Below are 18,199 nucleotides of genomic sequence, written 5' to 3' on the forward strand. Positions count from 1 at the left end.
AGATAGGCCATAGTCGGCAATGAGTGACAGAGCGGAGGAGAGGCGACGTGGATGTGCTTCGGATCTGCCGCGAAATGCTCACCCTTGTCGGGCCCAGCATTTTCCAGTACATCGCCGGCTCCGTCGGGGTGACGGTCCACCATCAGGTGTACGAACTCGCCCGCCGGACCAAGGTCCCGGGTGGCATCGCGGTGCTCACTCCCCTGTCGGCAGCCACCTCCACAAGCTTTCGTGACTACCTACACCACCTGGTGGCCATGGACGGCCGGCTGACGGTGATCCCGTTCGACCCGGAGTCCTCCGGGCACCTCAGCGGTCTGGAAGACACAGCCCGGGTGCAGGACGGGTTAGGCATCGTCGTCGGGGTGCCGGGAACTGCCGTCAAGGGCGATGTGCCGAAGCACCTGGAGGCCCGACTGGAGCCGGTCGGAACGACAATGCATTTCGGTACGACCGGCCTACCGCCTAACGCCTACCGTCTGCTGCCCGAAGCACTGATGGCGAACCGCAGGCAGCTCGCCAAGTTGGCTGCGGCGGCGGACCAACGACCCTCCGTGGCCAAGATCAGCCAGCTCGCGACCGATGGGAGCCGAACGGCCGGGGATGACGGCGTGGCGGTGGGTGACCTCACGCCTCTGGCCGGCGTGTACTACGCGATGTTCGGCGATCTACCCGAGCTTTCCCTCACGGAACTGCTCGCCACCACGAGCCCGCTGTCTCGACCGCGTCTGGACGATGCCCTCGGCCTGGCGTCGGCGCCCATGCCCATGGCGAACATACTGCAGGAGTTCGAGTCGGGTCGGGCGGCTGCGGCACTGGTTCACGCTCCGTTCGACTCCCCGACTCCCGGTTCGTTCTGGCTGGTGCAGGACGACGCCGGGCAGTTGCGGTGGGCGACCGGTGGCCAGCCGCTCGCTCCGGTGGTGCTGGATGGGGCCGTCGACCCGAGAACGGCCGTCCTGGAACACCCGCACAGCACGTTCGTCGTCGTTGACCCGGACGGTGTGCCGTACCAGCCTGAGCTGCCGGCCGAGCCGACGTGGACGCCGCGGGTGTCGGCGAACGCCCGACTGAGCGGCAACACGATCCTGCTCGGCCCGGACGGGCCATCCGCCGCAATCAACGAGATCATGGCGGCGCTCGACGGACACGGCGGCAAGATCCTCGTGGTCAACGTCCGCCGTGGCCCTCGCACCAAGCACGGATCCACCCTGGACAAGCTCGCTGCGTCGGAACTGCACCACACCTTGGCAGCGAATCCTGAGATCCTGGTGGTGGTAGCCACGGAGGACAACGATGAACTGAAGTTCATCGTTGCCGACCAGCACGGACGGGCCTCGGTACAACCGACGATGGTCGGCTTCGACAGGCGTTGGGATGTGCAGGGGGCCCGGTCGGTACACCGGGAACGATACCCCAGCCTCACAGACGACGCGTTGACGCGAGCCGTGGCACTTGCCGACCCGACAAAAGCCGCTCCCTCGGCACGGGTAGCGGAGTTCGTCACTCAGCCGACGTGGGAGGCAGCAAGGGAATACCTGGAGCGATTTGGGGCCGAGTTGCGCACCGAACAGGTCGCCCAGGAGTTGAGGGCCCTGGAAGCAGCGGACAAGGCCAACGGAGAACGGCCCTACCGGTACGGGCTGATCAAGGAAAGTCCGTTCTACCGGGAGAACCGGGTTCTGAGCGCTTTCCGGGTATTGATCGAGCAGGATCTGCGTGCACGGGCCGATCAGACACTGCGCGGCAGGGCTCCGCTGGAACCGCAGAACCCCTGGCTCGCGGAACCGGTGGCGGCGCACACCCAGACGGCCGACTCCACGTTGTTCCTTGGCTACCTCACCGGACGTCCCCTGGACGGAGCCCGCCTCGGCAGGGAGGTAGGTCCCTATGAAACGAACCTCCTGTGGTTACGGGAGTTGCTCCAGGCCGCGAGCAGCAGCGCCATGACACAGGTCAGCATCGCTGACGTCCTCGCGGTGGTGCGCGCCAAGGGCGAACTCGAGGAAGAACGGGCAAAGCGCACCCCGGGCCAAGCGGAAATCTTCCGCGCGCACGCCGCTGTCGTGGAGGCGATCGCCAACATCGTAGGCGCTGAGGAGACGGCAGTCGGCTGGCGCGACCTGCTCAAGGCCACCGACTGCCTCAGCGGTCCGGATCGGGTCGCCTGGCACTACATCTTCAAGGACATCGTCGTGCCGGCGTTTCCGGATCACGAGTTGGTTTTCAAGGACATGATGAATCACATCGTGATCTGTCACGACAAGGCCGGTGCGTAATGCCCGGCACCTCTCTCCCGGATATCTGCCTCTACGGCTTCCGGCCGACCGAGTCTGGCTTCATCCTCCAACTGGAGAAGACAAAGGTGCCTGCTCAAAAGGCGCCCATCGACGGCGTGGTGCAGGTGCACCTCGTTGGCCTGACCGCCGCCTCGCTCGCCCTCGGTGGGGCCGAGGGCGCGACGGTGACCGAGGCGCTGGGTAGACAACATCCGGCGACTGTCGCACGGATGGCCGTGACGCTTGACCCGGAGCCTAGCCACCTCAGCCGCGACGAGGCTCTGGCCATCGCCAATCGCCTCCGCGTGTACCTCGATCTGCCAGGACATCCCGACCTGCTCCACCCCGTCGACGACCGGTTCCTACCCATCACCGTCGAGCGCGGTGTCCCAGCAGACTTGGCTACCGCGACCGGCGTCCGGGTGATACCCGAGAACCATCTGGTGCGGGATTTCACCGAGCCCGCGGGCATGTCGGACCTTCACTACCCGGCGATGCGCGGCCAACTGCGTATCACCTCGGACACCGCCGAGATCGGCCTACCACGCGTGGTGGTCGACGCGCTGCCGATTCCGACCACCGAGCCGCCGGCCGGGTTCACCGAGCCGCTGCCCCTGCACACCTACGCCGAACTGGTGTCGCTTCTTGACGGTCTCGCTCCCGGACAGATGGCGAAGTTCACCGTAACCGCCTCCGGCCGCACCTACACGTTTGTCGCCACGATGCACGAATCCGGCCTTGCGGTGCGGGATGACAATCGGCTACCGGCGTCGCTGCCTCGGCGTCCGGAGTCCATCTCCGTGTCGCTGCCGGCCCCGGCCGCAACCGTTGATCGTCACGCCCGCCAGAAGTTGGACGCGGACCAGTTCCTGAAGGCGGCGGCGGCGGCAGGCCAGCCCGAGGTACTACTGCCGGTCGGGTTCGATTCTCTCGGCGGATCACCCGGCACGCTGGGCTGGGGTGAGCGCGGCAGGCTGGAAAAGATCGGCGAACGCCCGCTGACGGACCCCGGCATGGTCGCACAGATGGTGATCAAGCACCGCCCGCAGATGTCCTCCGACCCAGCGGAGCAGCTCAAGATCAATCAGGACATCCGCGATGGGATCCAGCGCCGTCACAAAGACTTGGGCGCCGTCGAATTCGGACGCAGGTTGACCGGGATCGGTCTGCATCTGTGGGTCACTCGCGGCGGCGAGCGGTCCCGGCTGACGGTGCGGTGGAAGCTGAATGGCCCCTCCCGTTCGGCTGACGGTAAACTGCGCCCGATTCCCGCCGCCGAGGTGAAGAAATCGCTGTCCGGAGAGATCGCCGGAACGTCGATCGACCCCGGCTACCACATGTCGCACCGGACCACAGAGACGACGGCCAAGGCTCTGGGAACCAAGCTGCCGTTCGGGGTGCGCATTCTGCAGGGAACCCCTTATTTGCCATGGGTGCAGGTCGGCGCGGACATATTCGTCAGTCTCAAGGATGTGGATTCCACCTTCTCCGAGCAGGCCTACACCGCGAACCTCAGCATGCCCCTCGACGGCACCACGCGCTACGTCCCCGTCTTTGGCGAGTTGGAGTTCGACTACCTGCCGGAGAGGAGTGACGTCCGAGAGACCCACACCGGTGGAGCAGGTGCCGCGGTGTTGTCGTTCCCCGCCGAGCAGGTGGACGTGCAGGGTGGAAGAACAGGGACCGATTTCCACGTCAGTCTGCCGGCGGAACCCACCGATGATCAGCGTCGGCGGATGAAGGCGATTATCAGTACGGCGGTACCGGAATCCATCGCGGGCCCGCAAGCCCTCGCCGAAAAGGTCGTCGCCGCGCTGTCCCTGTCCGAAAACGAGGTCCGCAACGACATCGAAGATCGGTTCGCCAACGAGAGCCTGACGCTACAGGAATTCCTGAACTTCGTCGGCCCGGGCGCCGTGAGCCAAGATTTCGAGGGTGGTGGAAAGAAGTTCGCAATCGTGGTCTCCGGGCTGCCCCTGGAGGTGCGGCGCGTGGACGAGCGATCGGACGGCGTGGTCAAGAACGACTTCCGACACAATCAGCAGAAGGGCTCCGGCGAGGGGCAGGGCCGCTCGGCCGGCTTGGCACCCTACCTGCGGCCCAACTTTGGCGGAGCTCTGCCAGTGGCGGCGATGATCGGCCTCGATCTCAAGGCAAACGTCTCGGGCAAGGTGAGCGGGGGGGACACGCATTCGGTGACCTACGCCGAGGGCAGCACCACCTGGCACATCACCACCGAGACCGGACCGACGGCGGTCTACAAGGTCACGACGGCGTTGAAAGCCGACGTCACCTCCGATGCCGGCCCGGTCGCCCCCGTCACTTTTACGGGCACAATGACCGTCCATGTGCCCTTGGTGGACGCCGACAGGTTCGAGCGGTCGCTGCGGTCGATCAACGAGGCGACTGGCCCGGTGCAGCTGAGCACTGACCCGCAGGACACCGACATCCGGTATCTACCGGCCGAGATCGAGAACGGCGACTCGCTTGGGGATGGTGTGGTCACCGGCCTGCCAGGTTTGGAGGAGGTGATCCCGGAAATGCTCCGGCTGGTGGGCGAATCCGGCACCCGGCGTAGCGCCCTCGAGATGATCGAACTTCAAAGGAAATTGGGGCCGTTGTACGACCCCAATGCCCTGCGTGCCCTACAGGATCTGCTTTACCCTCACCCGGGCAGCAACGGCGCCAATGGCGCGGCGGCAGATGGCGACAGTGACGGCTTCTTTTACGGGCTGCCGTTCACCGTCACGTGGGAGAACAAGGACGGGAAAGTCGAGGTTCACCACTTCCTGCTCTCCCTGCGCAAGAGGACGGCGCCCTCCGGAGCACCGCCGCCGTTGTCGTCCCATAGTCCTCCGCGTCAGGGCTTCAATCTGACGTTCTCCGGCCCCACCTCAGCAAAGGAGTACGCCGACGGGCGGCAGAACGACCGTGGGTTGAACCTTTCCGCCCTGGCCACGGTGGATCTTCTCAGGTCGCCCGCAGCCGGCGCTGGGCGAGGGCCGGGGCGTTTCGGACTGCTCAACGTCGGTGTGCAGGGCGGCCACGAGCAAGGCTGGTCCGGCGCGCAGGAGCGGCGGGCAGGGGAAAGCTCGATGCGGGTGGGGGCGGTCTCGCACGAAGGCACGATGTACCCGTTCTGGGCGGACGTTGAGGCCGTCATCGAGGTGCGTAGCGGAACCGGCAGCCCTCTGCCAAGTGTGCTCTCCGCCCAAGTGAGGGTCACCGTTCCCGAGCCGTTCACCCGGCGCGAGCCCCCCGCGCCGGACGAGGCGGCAGCGATCGGGAGGATATCGGTCGTCGACACCGCTGCTTCGAACGACATGGGATCGCGTAGCCCGGCCGGGTCGGGACCGGAGCGGAGCCAGGTGCCGGCAGGGGTGACCTCGCTGGCCCCCGGCGATCTGGTCAGGGGCACGCTCGGCGGGCCGGCGCTGGCCGGGGTGCTCCGCAGGACACCCCCAACCGGAATGTCGCAGGCTGCCATCGATGACCTGACGCTGTGGCTGGCCAACCCGAACTGGCTAGTGCTGGTGCTGGCCGGCCTGGCGGCACCTGAAGACGGCAGCGGGGTGACGCTGACCGGCACGTTTTCCCGATTGCGGCCGAAGGGAGAGACGGGGATCCCGGGCCGCGACTGGGCGGTCTGGGAGCGGACGGTGGGAAGCGTCCTTTTTGATGCGAACGGGCACACCAGCGCCTCCGAAGTGCCGGCAGCCGGGTTCATACCAATACCGAACGGAATCGTGATCGGGACGAGCGCCGAACCGGACGGCACGCAATCGCTCGGGCTGCTTCCCTTGCCCAAGAGGGTCGTCGGCCACAAATCCACGCAACAAGGCACGGTGCGCTCGCAGGTGACGTCGACCGGCCGATGGGAGGAGCGCCCGGCCACCCACGACCGGTATCTGGTCGACGTGAAGTGGACGATGACGGTCGACGGGGGAAAGCCGGTCCGGATCTCCGTCACCGGGGTTCCCGTATTGCGACGGTCGGGCCCTGAGGTGTCTGGGCCGCCGCCCCGAGTGCCTCGGTCCCTGGACTGGTCGCGCATCCCGGTGTTGTCGTCGACTCGGAGGCTGGAGCCATTGCCGGATGCGGGCCAGCCGAACCAGCTCAATCCGGTGGGTCAGATGGTCGCGTCGTTGCTGAAGCGTAACAATCTGGTCGGCCTGATCATCGAGAAGTGGCGCGGCTGGGGCGATCCCCGGTCCGAGCTCAAAGAGTTGAGTGAGTTCACCGAGCTGACCTGGTTGCAGACGATGATGCCAGCGCTGCTCGGCGCCGGCGTCCCTCTCCTGTCCATCGACGGCAAAACGGTGATCGTTTTGCGGGCGTACCGTCGCGGCAGCTACAAGCATGCCGACGCCGAGTTCGACAGCACGATCATCCGCTTCGGCGCGAAAACGGTCACCACCGAGCAGTCGATCACCAATATCGATGCGCACGGCTGGCATTTCTCCTCGTACGGAATGCAGGGCTTCCCCAACGGCACCGCCACCTCGTGGCGCATACACCCTGACGTTCTGCGCATACTCACCGGTTTGACTACGAGCGCTGCCGCCCACCAAGAAATGGATCGGAAATTCCTCACATATCACGCCGAATCCTCACATGTGTACAAAGGCTCCGTGGAGTTCGTCGCCACCCTCGTCACGGCGGAGGGCTACACTCTGCCGAGCGCGTTCGAGCGAGCCTCCGGGCTGGAGTCCCAGTCCAGGACAGAGATCGGCAGGGCGACGGTTCGGGAGCACGTCGGCGCCTCAGAGGACGTGCTGCCAGATCCGGCGCAGGCGACCTCAGCGGCCCCGCCGCCCACGGTGACGCTGCTGGAGCCATTCAATCTGTCGAGGCCCGATTACAGTCGGGCCGATATGAACTGGTTCCCCGTCTCAGTTTCCGACATTCGGGACGGCCGGGTCACCGTGCTCGAATTCGACCCCGACGTCGTACGCGCCCTCTCGGCTGAAATCCACGAGGTCCTGCGGACGTCGTCGGTCAACAGGTTTATCAGTGACGGAATTCCGGCGGTCGACCTCTTACATATCCTTGAACAGCTCGCGGCGCCGACCGTCGTCGAAGACGCGGTGGGAACCGGGCATTCGTTCGAGACGGGCCGTTCAGAGGGTTTACTCAAGGGCGAAGCCGGCGTAATCAGGATCCAATACCAATTTTTCAACGCTGCGCTCGATGGCTACCTCGACGTGACCCGGCGGACCGAGCGCGGCTTCAAGTCGAAATTTTCAGCCGGGCGACAGGTGCAGAGCACCAAGCGCGACGAAGTGGAGTCAATTCTCAGCTTCGCCACGTCTTCGCTGCCTGACAGGGCGACCGACCTGCCCGCCCGGGACGCGGTACCCGTTGGCATTCCCAATGCAAGCCTGAGCAGGCAGTTGTCGAAGGGGAGCACAGCAGCCACCAGCTCATTGCATGCCAGTTTCTCCGAACAGAGGGGCCAGCACCCGCTGACGATGACGAGCGTGCTGCTGCGGTTCCAGGTGACCCTCGGCGAAAAAATGTTGGTGGACGAAGGCTTCCGGCTCGACAACGCAGTATCGATGGTGGTGGACCCCGAGACGGCCCTGGCCAATGCCCCCTACTTCAGCCCGCCGGGCCGCCCGGTCGAGACGGTGTTCGATGACGGCATCCCGACCCCCGCCGGGCGGTTCTTCCCCGCCGGGGATGATGCTGAGACCTACTGGGCGGCGGCCCACGCGCAGCAGATGTTCCCCTCCTCGGTAGTGGTCACCGGCCGGTACGACCCGTTGACCGACCGATTCAGCGGCCAGGACGTGGCAGGCCTGTCCAGTCGGCTGGCCCCGCTCGTGGGCGACAGCGGCCTGGTCGTCCTGCCCGTGGGTGGGGTCGGTGACATCCGTGCGCTCCATCCTGTCGGCGGGGCCGACCCGAGGCATCAGCGCTCGTTCGCCGCCCGGCTGGCCGCACAACTCGAGCGCGACGCGCCGGAGAAGAACATCCGGGTGATCGCACCGGCACACGACGACGATGTCCTGCAGACCCCCGTCACGCCGGATGCGCGGCCGAACCCGCCCGGACAGTTGGTCGCGATGCGGTTCTCCCCCGTAGTCGAAGGGGCGCCTCCGCAGGAGGTGGCTGCGCTCGGAACCTTCGCGGAGCACTCGGCGAACGGGGAGTTTCAGCCGCTGGATCACGACTTGACCCCCGCGGTGCTCTCCCGAGAACAGAATCGGGGGGCGCGGCCAGTTGGTGGTCAGAAATCCATCCCAGGCGCCCGCCCGCCCCTCGGGAGATTCGGTTGGTCGGCCCGTCGGCCGTTTCCGACCGACGAAGAATCGAAGATGGTCGCGGGGTGGGTCACCGGCAAGGTCGTCATCGGCGGTGCGGAGTCCGACCAAGCCCCGGAGCGGGCCGGTTCGATGCTCCCCGGTGTGGTGCAGGTGTACGTCCGAGGCGGAACGCCGGGCGAGCTGGTCTTCGCCGCGCTCGGGCTGGTGGCCGAGCGGGCCGAGACCGGCCACATGCTGCGCGTGCTGACCGTCGATGGCGACGGTGTGACGGTGCAGCCCGACTACGATGTGGGATACCGCTCGTCGACCGGCGAATTCACCGCCGGCTCGCTGTTCCAGAAACTCGCGGACCGTCATCTCATCGACGTGGACGTCGACAACGGCCATGCCGAGCCGAAGCGCCTGCGTCCACACAAGGGTCTGGCCGAGGGACCGGCCAGCGACGCCGAACCCGTTTCGCAGGGCTCCGTCACACCGGGCACCCCGCAGCCCAGCGGGGCCGATCTCGACGCAGCCGTACCGGCCGCGGGCCAGCGCACGGGCGACAGCGACCTGACCTCGGAGCCGCAGTGGCTGCGGGACTCTCTCGCCCGAATCAAGCGGCCGTACGAGGACACACCGAACCTGCTCAGTGACATGGCGGTACTTGGCCTCCAGAAGGCGACGTTACCGCCGGGCGCCCTCAGGAGCATCGCGTCCAAGCGACAGGGCCAGTATTTCGTGTGGCTCAGCACGGCAGCTGGCGACGCGGTGGACCGACAGGTGTACGAGTGGTTGAACGAGCGGCTGGAACAGCTCGCCCAGGCCGGGAGGACGCTCATCGTGGTGACCCGCGGCCGGCCCACCCTCGACGATGTGACCGGCGGATCAAGGCTCGCGCCGGGGCCCGAGAAGCGCAGCCTGGACGCGCTGCTCGCTAGGTACGGTGTCGCTGTCGTGCACGAGGTACCGCAGAGTTCCGGCGGGCTTCACGGGCTGAATGTCGACAACAGCTGGAAGGTACACGGGCCCACGCCCGCAACAGCACACGACGGGGAAGCGGACGCCACCTGGGACAAGATCAATGCGTCCCTGGTGGACGCCGCCCTCCGCCTGACCCGACCGACCAGCGCCGTGCACCCGGTGTCCGAGGCGTTCGGCGCGCTGGCGTGGGGCGCGAAGAGCGTACGCGAGCAGTTCGAGCTGCTGGGAGAGCGCCGGACCGACCTGCTGAACGAGGCAAACCTGGAGCAGGCCAGGCGAATGGCCGAGCGGGTCCCGACCAGCATGAGCATCGCCCTGGTCACACCCCTGCTGCGCTTCGGCCGGTACGTGGACGTGGACGTGGTGGTCAGGTTCACGGAGGCCCTGCCGACCGAGCGACCGGGCACGCTGCTGAGTGCGGTCGGCGAGCTCGACAAGGCCGGCAAGCTGAAGGACCCGCAGGACGGCGGCGTTGCCACCGGTGACTTCGTGGATCTGGTCCAGGCGGTCCGGTTGGGCGCGCCGAAGGTGGAGCACGGCGGCTTCGACTTCGCCGTGTCCCTGCTCCAGGCCATCGACCAGGTCAAGGCCGGCAGGTTCGGCGACGCGCAGAGGCTCATCGAGGTTCACCGCGGGGACCTCGAACCGACCCAGAAGGAGGCTTGGGTCAACGCCCTCGGTGAGCTCAAGGGCGGCATGACCGACGACACCGAGCGCAGCAGCCTCGAATGGCTGCTGGCGGAGGTGTACAAGTGCTGATCGGACGTGCCCGTGCTCGCGCGGCTTCCGGTCTGCGGCGGGTCAGGCGGGCGGAGGCCCGCCGGCATGCTCGCGACGCAGGACGGGCAGCACCTCGGAGCCGAGGATGTCCAACTGTTCCAGCACCGTGCTCACCGGCAGCCCGGCATGGTCGATCAGGAAGAGCAGACGGTGACAGTCACCGACGTACTCCCGGTAGCCGAGGACCCCGTCGATGATCTGCTGAGGGCTGCCCACCGTCATCGGTGTGGTGTTCATGTGCTCCTCCAGCGAGGGTCCGTGGCCGTAGAGGGGCGCGTTGTCGAAGTACGGCCGGAACTCCCGGACCGCGTCCTGTGACCTCGGCCGGACGAAGACATGTCCACCCAGCCCGACGACCGCCTGCTCGGCGGTGCCGTGGCCGTGCGCGGCGTACCGCTCGCGAAAGGTCCGGACCAGCCGGGCCGTGTGCTGCCAGGGCCACATGATGTGGTTGGCGAAGAAGCCGTCACCGTGGGCGGCAGCCAGTTCCACGGTCTCCTGGCTGGACACCGCCGCGTGCCAGACGAACGGCGGCTCGGCCGCGAACGGCCGCGGCACCGCCGTGAAACCCTGCAACGGCGTACGGAACTCACCGGACCAGTCGACGGTGTCCTCGTCCCACAGCCGGCGTAGCAGCCGGTAGTTCTCGGCGGCCAGCCGGTGACTGTCGTCGGCGTTGCGGCCGAACCACGGATACACAGGGCCGAAAATGCCCCGCCCGAGCATCAGGTCCAACCGGCCTTCGCACAGATGCTGCACGGTCGCGTAATCCTCGGCGACCCGGACCGGGTCGTTGGTGGTGACGAGCGCCGTCGCCGTGGAGAGCAGCAAGCGGCTCGTCCGCGCGGCCAGATAGCCCAGCAGCACGGCCGGCGCGGACACGGCGTACGGCGGGTGGTGGTGCTCGCCGACGGCGAAGACATCGAAGCCGGCCGCCTCGGCGTGCTCGGCGATCCGTGCCATGTGGTGTATCCGCTCGTTCTCCGTCGGCATCCGGCCCGTCACGGGGTCGGGAGTGCGGTCGCCGATACTGTAGACACCAATCTGCATACCCGTCAGACGCCCGGAGCCGGCGACCGGTTCAGATCGCGGCCCGGCTCATCGGCCGGGGGTGGCCGGCGTACCCGCGCTGCGAGGCAGGAACACCGTGACGACGACCCGGGCGCCGTGGGTGACGGCGATGTGGGATAGATCGGCGATGCCGACCGGCAGTTCGCCGGCGACCTCGTGCACGCCGGTCCGGCCGGTCCAGTTGACCAGCGGCCACCGCCGACCGTCGAAGGTGTAACCGTAGAGCCGGTAGCCGGTGCCCTCGTCCAGACCGCTCAGTGTGGCCCGCACGGTGACCCTGTCGCGTCCTTCGGTGAGGAGGACCGACATGTTCGCGCCGGAGTCCGGGTCCGTCGCGGAGGCGACGGCGGTGGGGACGGTGACCGGCTGCCCTTCCAGGGCCGGCGGGTCGAGCAGGGCCCGCGCGGCGATTCCGGCCACCGTGAGGGTGAGCAGGAGCAGGGCGCTCAGGCTCGCGAGGGTGGCGGATCGCCGGGAGAAGAGGCGCTTCCGGGTGGACCTCGCACGCTGGCCGTCGCCCGCATGTGGGATGTCCGGCGGGCGGTCGAAGCCGGGTCGGGTCGGGTGCGCAAGGGGCCGTCGGGCGGCCGGCTGCTGCGTCGGTACGGCCGGCAGTGCAGCCCGCTGCTCAATGGGCGGTGGCTTGTGGACCGGTGCGACCGGCCGGGGTGCCGCCCTCTGCTGCGGGGGCTCTTGGATCGGCGCCACCGGCGGGGGTGCGATCCTCTGCTGCGAGGGCTTCTGGACCGGTGCGACCGGCGGGGGTGCCACCCGCTGCTGCGAGGCCTTACCCTGCCCGAGGTCGGGTCCAGCGGCGGCAGGCGCCTTCCGGGCTGCCGTCTCGACACCCGTACGGCCGCGCCGATGCCGGAACCGGCGTTTGTCGGTCTCCTGGGTCTCCTCGCCCGCCGGGCCTGCCAGCTCCTGCGGCGCGAACCGCGCCGGAAAGGCCGGCGGCACCGCCGTCCCCAGTGCCCCGTAGTGGTTGAGCAGGTCATCCCCGTCGTCGCTGAGCAGGGCCAGCGCGGCGAGCGTCTCGCACACCTCGGTCGCCGCCGTCCGGCACAGCTGGCACGACTGGAGATGGTGGCCGACCTGCTCCCCGCTACGCCGGTCGAGCGCGTCGAGGTAATAGAGGGCCAGCAGGTCCGCCACATGGGCGCCCGTAGCAACGTCTTCCACCCGCATCAGACCCTCGGTTTACCGACTTTTCGACGACCATCGCTCAAAGTACGCCTGCCGGCACCGTTCAGGCGGGCGGCATCAGGCCCGGGGCCATGCTGTCGAAGATATCCCGCGGGTCGGGCATGCGGCGTTTCTTGATCTAAGGAGTTGCGCTGTCACGTCGCGTAGCGCCGCCGGCATCGCGTCTCGAACTCTTCCGAGCCAAGCACCGCATCCCTCGATCCCTCGGCCTGCTTCGACACGGTCAGCCTGCCACCGGTGCTCAAGACGCTGTAGTCCTCCAAGTAGGGGCTGACAACCATGTCCCCCATGCTGACGAGGTGGTCGAGGACCGCACCGCCGGGGTGACCTGGCGGGTCATCCCGGCCGTCGGGTCGCTAGGAAGGGGATCGGGACCGGCCGCAATCCCCTCTTCGAGGCGGGGGGAGGTCCTCGACGAGGCGACTCGCAGATTTTCGCGAAAGCGTGAACTGGGGACGGTCGCGCGCCGTTTGATGGCTGCCCCCACCCTGCCGGGGGTGGTAGCAGAAGCTTGGAGGAGCGCGTGTTCACAGTTGCGATCGTCGCGGAGCATCCGATCTCCCGCGCGGGCATGGAGAAGTTGGCGTCCGACGACGCCAACATGCGGGTGGCGGCCGCTGTCGGGTCGGTGGCGGAACTCGACCCGACAGCTGGCTCGTACGACGCGGTGGTGTTGGATCTTCCGCAGATCGACGTGGCGACGGTGATCCAGATCGCGAAGGTGGCCGCTCTGGGCCGGCCGCTGGTCAGCTCGTCGTGGACCGGCTCGGCGACGTTGCTGGCCACGATCCGGGCCGGCGCGCGCGGCTGCATCAGCCGGTTCGCGGAGCAGGCCGATGTGCGTGAGGCGATGCGGGTGATCGTGCAGGGCGGCTTCTACGTGTGTCCGAAGATGGCCGGTCGGTTCCAACTGGAGTTGACCAATGCCGAAGACGAGGACGCCACCAGCCTGGCACCACGGGAGATCGAGACGCTGCGCCTGATCGCGTCGGGACTGACCCACTCGCAGATCGCGACCCGGATGGGCCTGTCGCAGGCGACCGTGAACACGTACGCGAAGCGGATCCGCGCCAAGCTCAACGTCAACAACAAGGCTGACCTGACCCGGGTGGCGATTGAGCTGGGCCACTACTCGAAGGGCTGGCGGTCCACCTCAGCCGCATGAGCAGCGGCCCGCGCTTCGGACGTAGGTCAGCGCTATCTGCGCGGTTTGCCGGCCGCGCTCGTCAGGTGCACCGACACGACCGTGCCGGACGGATCGCGCGAGACGGTGAAGTAGGACAGGTCGCCCACGTCCACCCCCGCGAGGTCGCCCGTGACGTCCTGCACACCGGCCTGCCCGAGCCATTGCACGACGCGGTGTGTCGTGCCATTGGCCGTCACCGCGTACAGGACGTACTTGTCGCCTTCCTTGAGGCCGACGACGGTGGCGCGCACCCGCGTGCCGCCGTCGTCCAGCCCGGTCAGGAAGATCGAGACGGTGGCGCCCGACCTGTCGTCCTTCGCGGTGGCGTTCACGGTCACCGTGGTGACCGAGGCGTCCGGCGTGCCGGGCCCGCGCACGAGCGCGCTGAGCCCGAGGCCGGCGACGACCAGGGCGACGGCCAGCAGGGAACCGAGGCGTACGAGACGGGTGCGCTTACCGCGCGTACGGGATCGGACCGGCCCGGTCTTTCCGGTCCGTCCGGGGGGACGGCTACTGAGGACGGGCGCCGGATGGCTGTCTCGCGCCGGGGGTTCGGTGATGACTCCGAGCTCCGCGGCCAGGTCAGCCAGTTCCAGAAGGGCGATGGCGTCGACGACGGCGTCCGCCTGCGTCCGGCAGGAGTCGCAGTCCTGCAGGTGCCGATGGATGGCGTCGCTCTCTGCCGGGCTCAGCTCACCGAGGAAGTGCGACCCGAGGGTCGACTCCTCGACGTGTGCGTCGCCGATGTGGTCGGTCATCACTTGTCCCATGACTACTTGATGAGCATCCAACGCTGGTCGCGGGCGCGGTCCTGCCTGTCGTACTGCTCGACACGGTAGCTGTTCCCGGCACCGTCGGCGATCGGCGGACCCGGGTCGTCGCCGAGCAGGTCCACGACACTGCCCGACCGGCTCATGAACCTGAGCATGCCGCTGTCCGTCTCAACAGGCTGTGGAGATTGGCGTCTACAGCATCGGTGACCGCACGACCGACCCGCTGACCGGGCGGCGGCCGACGGAGCGGGAGAAGCTCAGATCCGTGGTGCGGATCGCGGAACACGCCGAGGAGGTGGGTTTCGACGTGTTCGCGCTGGGAGAGCATCACCAGCCGCCGTACGCGTCCTCCGCGCCGGTGGCCGTGCTCGCCTACCTCGCCGCGCGCACCAACCGGATCCGGCTGTCGACGGCGGCCACGCTGATCACCACCGGCGACCCGGTACGGATCGCCGAGGACTACGCGACGCTGCAACACCTCTGCGACGGACGCCTGGACCTCCTGCTCGGCCGGGGCAACGCCGGGCAGGCGTATTCGTGGTTCGGCAGGGACGCCCGGGACAGCTACCCGCTCGCGGCCGAGAACTACGCACTACTACGCCGCCTGTGGGCGGAGCAGGACGTGAACTGGACCGGCACGTTCCGCACGCCGTTACGCGGCTTCACCTCCGTGCCGCGGCCGCTCGACGATGTGGCGCCCTTCGTCTGGCACGCCGCGGTCGCCAGCGAAGAGACCGCCGAACTCGCCGCCCGGCACGGTGACGGTCTGTTCGCCATGCACCTGTTCTGGCCGTGGCAGCACACCGCGGCGCTCGTCGGCCACTATCGGGAGCAGTTCGCGAAGCACGGGCACGGCGATCCTGACCAGGCGATCGTCGGCCTCGGCGGCCAGGTGTACGTCCGCCCGCGTTCGGAGGACGCTGTCGAGGATTTTCGGCCCTACTTCGACAATGCCCCGTACGCGTCCGGCTCTGCGCTCGAGCAGTACCTGCGCCAGACGCCGCTGGCGGTCGGCAGCCCCCAGCAGGTCATCGACAAGGTGCTCACCTTTCGCACCTACGTGGGTGACTACCAGCGTCAGCTCTTCCTCATCGACCACGCGGGACTGCCGGAGAAGACGGTCCTGGAGCAACTGGACCTGCTCGGCGCCGAGGTGCTGCCGGTGCTGCGCCGCGAGTTCGACGCGGACCGGCCCGCCCCGGCGCCGTCCGACACGGCACCACCGCGCTGAATACCTGGTTTCCGACATCCGTCGTCATCGCCTCAATGCCTGAGCCGCCCCGACCATCAACAGTAGGAGTGCACGTGCCGGGCAAGATCATCGAATGCCTCGGGGGTACGCTGCAGTCGGTGCCTGGCCGGGGCTTCTACTTCCAGGCCGGACTCACCGGTGGCGATCTGGTTGACGAGGCGCTGCGGTCCACGGCCCAAGACATACCGGTGCCGAGCCAGGTCGCGATGTTCCTGCGCACGGACATCGAGCCGGCACACCGCGACGGGCTGCGCTCGTATCTGGAAAACCTCGACTCGGCAGCCCGGGCGATAATCACGCTCGTCGCCCTCAGTCCACTCGGTGTGCTCGTGGACGCGACCCGGCTGCGGGAGTTCGCCGACCGCTACGACCTTCCGGTGTACGCCCCGGCGTCGATGCGCGGCGAGGAATCGTTCGTCGCGGTGGACGCCACCGGCACCGAGACGGCCGCGGAGCCGGCCGCGCACCTGGTCCTTCCTCGGAACGCGATGGCGCAGCGGACCGCGCTGGAGAGGCTCTCGGCCGCTCTCGAACGGTCGGCGGCTGACCCCGCCGCCCAGGCCGAACAGTGGCTTTCGATCGTCGGTGACCTGCAAGCCGAGCTCGGTGTCGAGCCCGCGCCGACAGCGGACCAGGACGCCTACCGCGGCCGGGAGGAACATGCCACGACGTACGCCATCGGCACCTACATCTCCCTCTTCCACCGGGCTCCAGATCAACTCACCGATCTGCGGACGCGCACGAGACCGCTCGGGGTCGGCGAGACGTTCGATGTGATCGGGGCCCGTCCGGCGATGGTCGAGCCCCAGCGGACGATCGACTTCCTCCGTACTCATCCAGGTGCCGCCGCCCTGGTCAGCGGGCTTTCGTTCAGCTCGCCGACCAGGCAGTTGTTGTGGTTGACCAGCGGCGGGGACGGAGCGCTCTCGTGGGCCGACCCCCGGGCGGGTGAGCGGGTGCCGTTCTCCGTGGACAGTTCGGCCGACTGGCGTACGTCCGTGCTGTACGGCGAGGAGACGGTAACCGCCGTCTTCGACAGCAACGGCGAACCCACCGCGCTTCCAGACGTACCCGCCGAGATTCTCACATCGGTGCCACCGGCGCCGCTGATCGGCGTGCCACCGGGGGCCATCGCCCGCCCCCGCGACGGCATGGTCCTGATCGGAGACTGGCCGGAGTCGGCACAGAAGCGGCTGGGGTTGGATCGGATCGACGTTACCGGCCTGCCGGTCGTCGCCCTCGACGTGCAGGAACTGCGGACCGAGCGCACCCTCGACCCCGGCCAGCGCAACGTCCTGGGCACCACGCTTCAGCGGCTCCAGGCAGCGGGAGCCCGGCCGATTGTCATCGCGAGCGCGCGCAGTGACGTCGTCGAAGCGATCGTTCAACGGCATCGTGGCACGCTGATGCAGGTCATCCCGAAGAACCTGGACTTCACGATCGAGGTGCGGACCGGTTCGACGGTGAGCCGGACCTCCGGGCCGCTCGACCAGCAGGCCGTGAACGACGCCGCCGCACCGGGCCAGGACAGACCTCTACCCGTCCCGCCGGTGGTGCGTGGGCTGCTCAACACCGACACCTGGGAACAGGCTCGCGACTACGTCCAGGCCAACCTGGCCGAGCTGACCACCCGGTCCGCGGTCGACGGGCTGCGCGAGATGCGCGAGGCGACCACCGAGCCCGAGCAGAACGACCTGCCCGGAACAGCCGAGCTTGCGCCCTCGGATCGCCGGCTCAGAGCCTTCGAGGTGATCGCGGCCATCGGTACGAACGTGGGCTTCCGAGCCGGGGAGACGGCACTGGAACCCACCGCCCGGCTCACGATGACCACGGAGCCGCCGATCGCGTTCGACCGATCGGTCGACCTCACGTTCGTGTTCGACTACCTGACCGCCCGGTCGCTCCCGCCGATTGCCAACGATTCGCACGTGCCGGGGCCGTATCAGACCCGGCTGCTCTGGGACGGCCTGCTCTTTCAGGCGATGCTCGACCGGAAGATCGCGCCGCAGCAGGCGGTCGTGCTGCGCGACGCGGCGGACCAGTCGCCCGCGGACACGGCACGGATCACCATCGGCGAATTGCCCACCGGGCATGCCCACGCCTTGATCTTCGACGCCGTCAGCCGTCTGCTCGAACGGTACTTTCCGGAGTTCGCCACGAACGCCGGCCGAGGGGCGGACTGGGAGACCGTCCGAGAACACCTCAGGGCTGTGCTGACCGAGACGTGTCTGACCGGCGAGGACCGGGTGCCCTGGCACTTCCGCCTGGAGAAGGTGTTTCTGCCGCTGGCCGAAAGCCTGATGCCCGAGCCGAAGGTCGAGCTCCTCACCCGCACCGCCGACCTCAAGCGCGAGATCAACTTCTGCCACTGAACCTTCGCTTCCGTCGGTCGATGTCGACGCCGCAACGCGCAGCACCGA

At 67.9% G+C, this 18,199-nt stretch carries 10 protein-coding genes; 5 read left to right on the forward strand and 5 right to left on the reverse strand.

The genetic code is table 11. The features are described from left to right. Positions 1 to 47 precede the first annotated feature (47 nt). Positions 48 to 2,279: a hypothetical protein gene (locus tag MRQ36_RS01795; protein WP_242791970.1), complete on the forward strand. Its 2,232-nt coding sequence runs from the start codon at positions 48 to 50 to the stop codon at positions 2,277 to 2,279. Further along, a complete protein-coding gene (locus MRQ36_RS01800) occupies positions 2,279 to 10,270 on the forward strand; it encodes a hypothetical protein (RefSeq protein WP_242791972.1) in 7,992 nt (2,663 codons plus the stop codon). Before MRQ36_RS01795 ends, MRQ36_RS01800 begins: the two co-directional genes overlap by 1 nt. 42 nt (positions 10,271 to 10,312) lie before the next feature. Here the strand turns inward: MRQ36_RS01800 and MRQ36_RS01805 are convergent, their stop codons facing one another. From MRQ36_RS01805 to MRQ36_RS01815, 3 genes are all read right to left on the reverse strand, one after another. After that, positions 10,313 to 11,341 (reverse strand): CE1758 family FMN-dependent luciferase-like monooxygenase, encoded by a 1,029-nt coding sequence (locus MRQ36_RS01805; protein ID WP_242791982.1) that lies wholly within the window; start codon positions 11,339 to 11,341, stop codon positions 10,313 to 10,315. Positions 11,342 to 11,389: 48 nt separating this feature from the next. After that, positions 11,390 to 12,517 carry a hypothetical protein gene (locus tag MRQ36_RS01810; protein ID WP_242791985.1) on the reverse strand — a complete coding sequence of 376 codons (1,128 nt, stop codon included), beginning with the start codon at positions 12,515 to 12,517 and terminating at the stop codon, positions 11,390 to 11,392. A 185-nt stretch (positions 12,518 to 12,702) separates the two neighbouring features. Further along, positions 12,703 to 12,849 carry a hypothetical protein gene (locus MRQ36_RS01815; RefSeq protein ID WP_242791987.1) on the reverse strand — a complete coding sequence of 49 codons (147 nt, stop codon included), beginning with the start codon at positions 12,847 to 12,849 and terminating at the stop codon, positions 12,703 to 12,705. Positions 12,850 to 13,091: 242 nt separating this feature from the next. On the opposite strand from MRQ36_RS01815, the gene MRQ36_RS33750 reads away from it, so the two are divergent. Then, positions 13,092 to 13,733, forward strand: a complete 642-nt coding sequence (locus MRQ36_RS33750; RefSeq protein WP_242792001.1) for a response regulator transcription factor — start codon at positions 13,092 to 13,094, stop codon at positions 13,731 to 13,733. Positions 13,734 to 13,765: 32 nt separating this feature from the next. Here the strand turns inward: MRQ36_RS33750 and MRQ36_RS01825 are convergent, their stop codons facing one another. Further along, complete coding sequence (locus MRQ36_RS01825) at positions 13,766 to 14,512, reverse strand: zf-HC2 domain-containing protein (RefSeq protein WP_242792004.1); 747 nt, start codon at positions 14,510 to 14,512, stop codon at positions 13,766 to 13,768. A gap of 14 nt (positions 14,513 to 14,526) precedes the next feature. Next, positions 14,527 to 14,670, reverse strand: coding sequence for a hypothetical protein (locus MRQ36_RS01830; protein ID WP_242792007.1), 144 nt, complete (start codon positions 14,668 to 14,670; stop codon positions 14,527 to 14,529). A 35-nt stretch (positions 14,671 to 14,705) separates the two neighbouring features. On the opposite strand from MRQ36_RS01830, the gene MRQ36_RS01835 reads away from it, so the two are divergent. Next, a complete protein-coding gene (locus tag MRQ36_RS01835; protein WP_242792010.1) occupies positions 14,706 to 15,758 on the forward strand; it encodes a CE1758 family FMN-dependent luciferase-like monooxygenase in 1,053 nt (350 codons plus the stop codon). Positions 15,759 to 15,832: 74 nt separating this feature from the next. Then, positions 15,833 to 18,151, forward strand: a complete 2,319-nt coding sequence (locus tag MRQ36_RS01840; RefSeq protein WP_242792013.1) for a hypothetical protein — start codon at positions 15,833 to 15,835, stop codon at positions 18,149 to 18,151. Positions 18,152 to 18,199 lie beyond the last annotated feature (48 nt).

It is taken from the genome of Micromonospora sp. R77 (genome assembly GCF_022747945.1).
Taxonomy (GTDB): Bacteria; Actinomycetota; Actinomycetes; order Mycobacteriales; family Micromonosporaceae; genus Micromonospora.

Coding starts and splice junctions, on each gene's coding strand:
- MRQ36_RS01800 (WP_242791972.1), top strand. CDS start 2,279: ATGCCCGGCACCTCTCTCCCGGATATCTGCCTCTACGGCTTCCGGCCG.
- MRQ36_RS01805 (WP_242791982.1), bottom strand. CDS start 11,341: ATGCAGATTGGTGTCTACAGTATCGGCGACCGCACTCCCGACCCCGTG.
- MRQ36_RS01815 (WP_242791987.1), bottom strand. CDS start 12,849: ATGGTTGTCAGCCCCTACTTGGAGGACTACAGCGTCTTGAGCACCGGT.
- MRQ36_RS01825 (WP_242792004.1), bottom strand. CDS start 14,512: ATGACCGACCACATCGGCGACGCACACGTCGAGGAGTCGACCCTCGGG.
- MRQ36_RS01830 (WP_242792007.1), bottom strand. CDS start 14,670: ATGAGCCGGTCGGGCAGTGTCGTGGACCTGCTCGGCGACGACCCGGGT.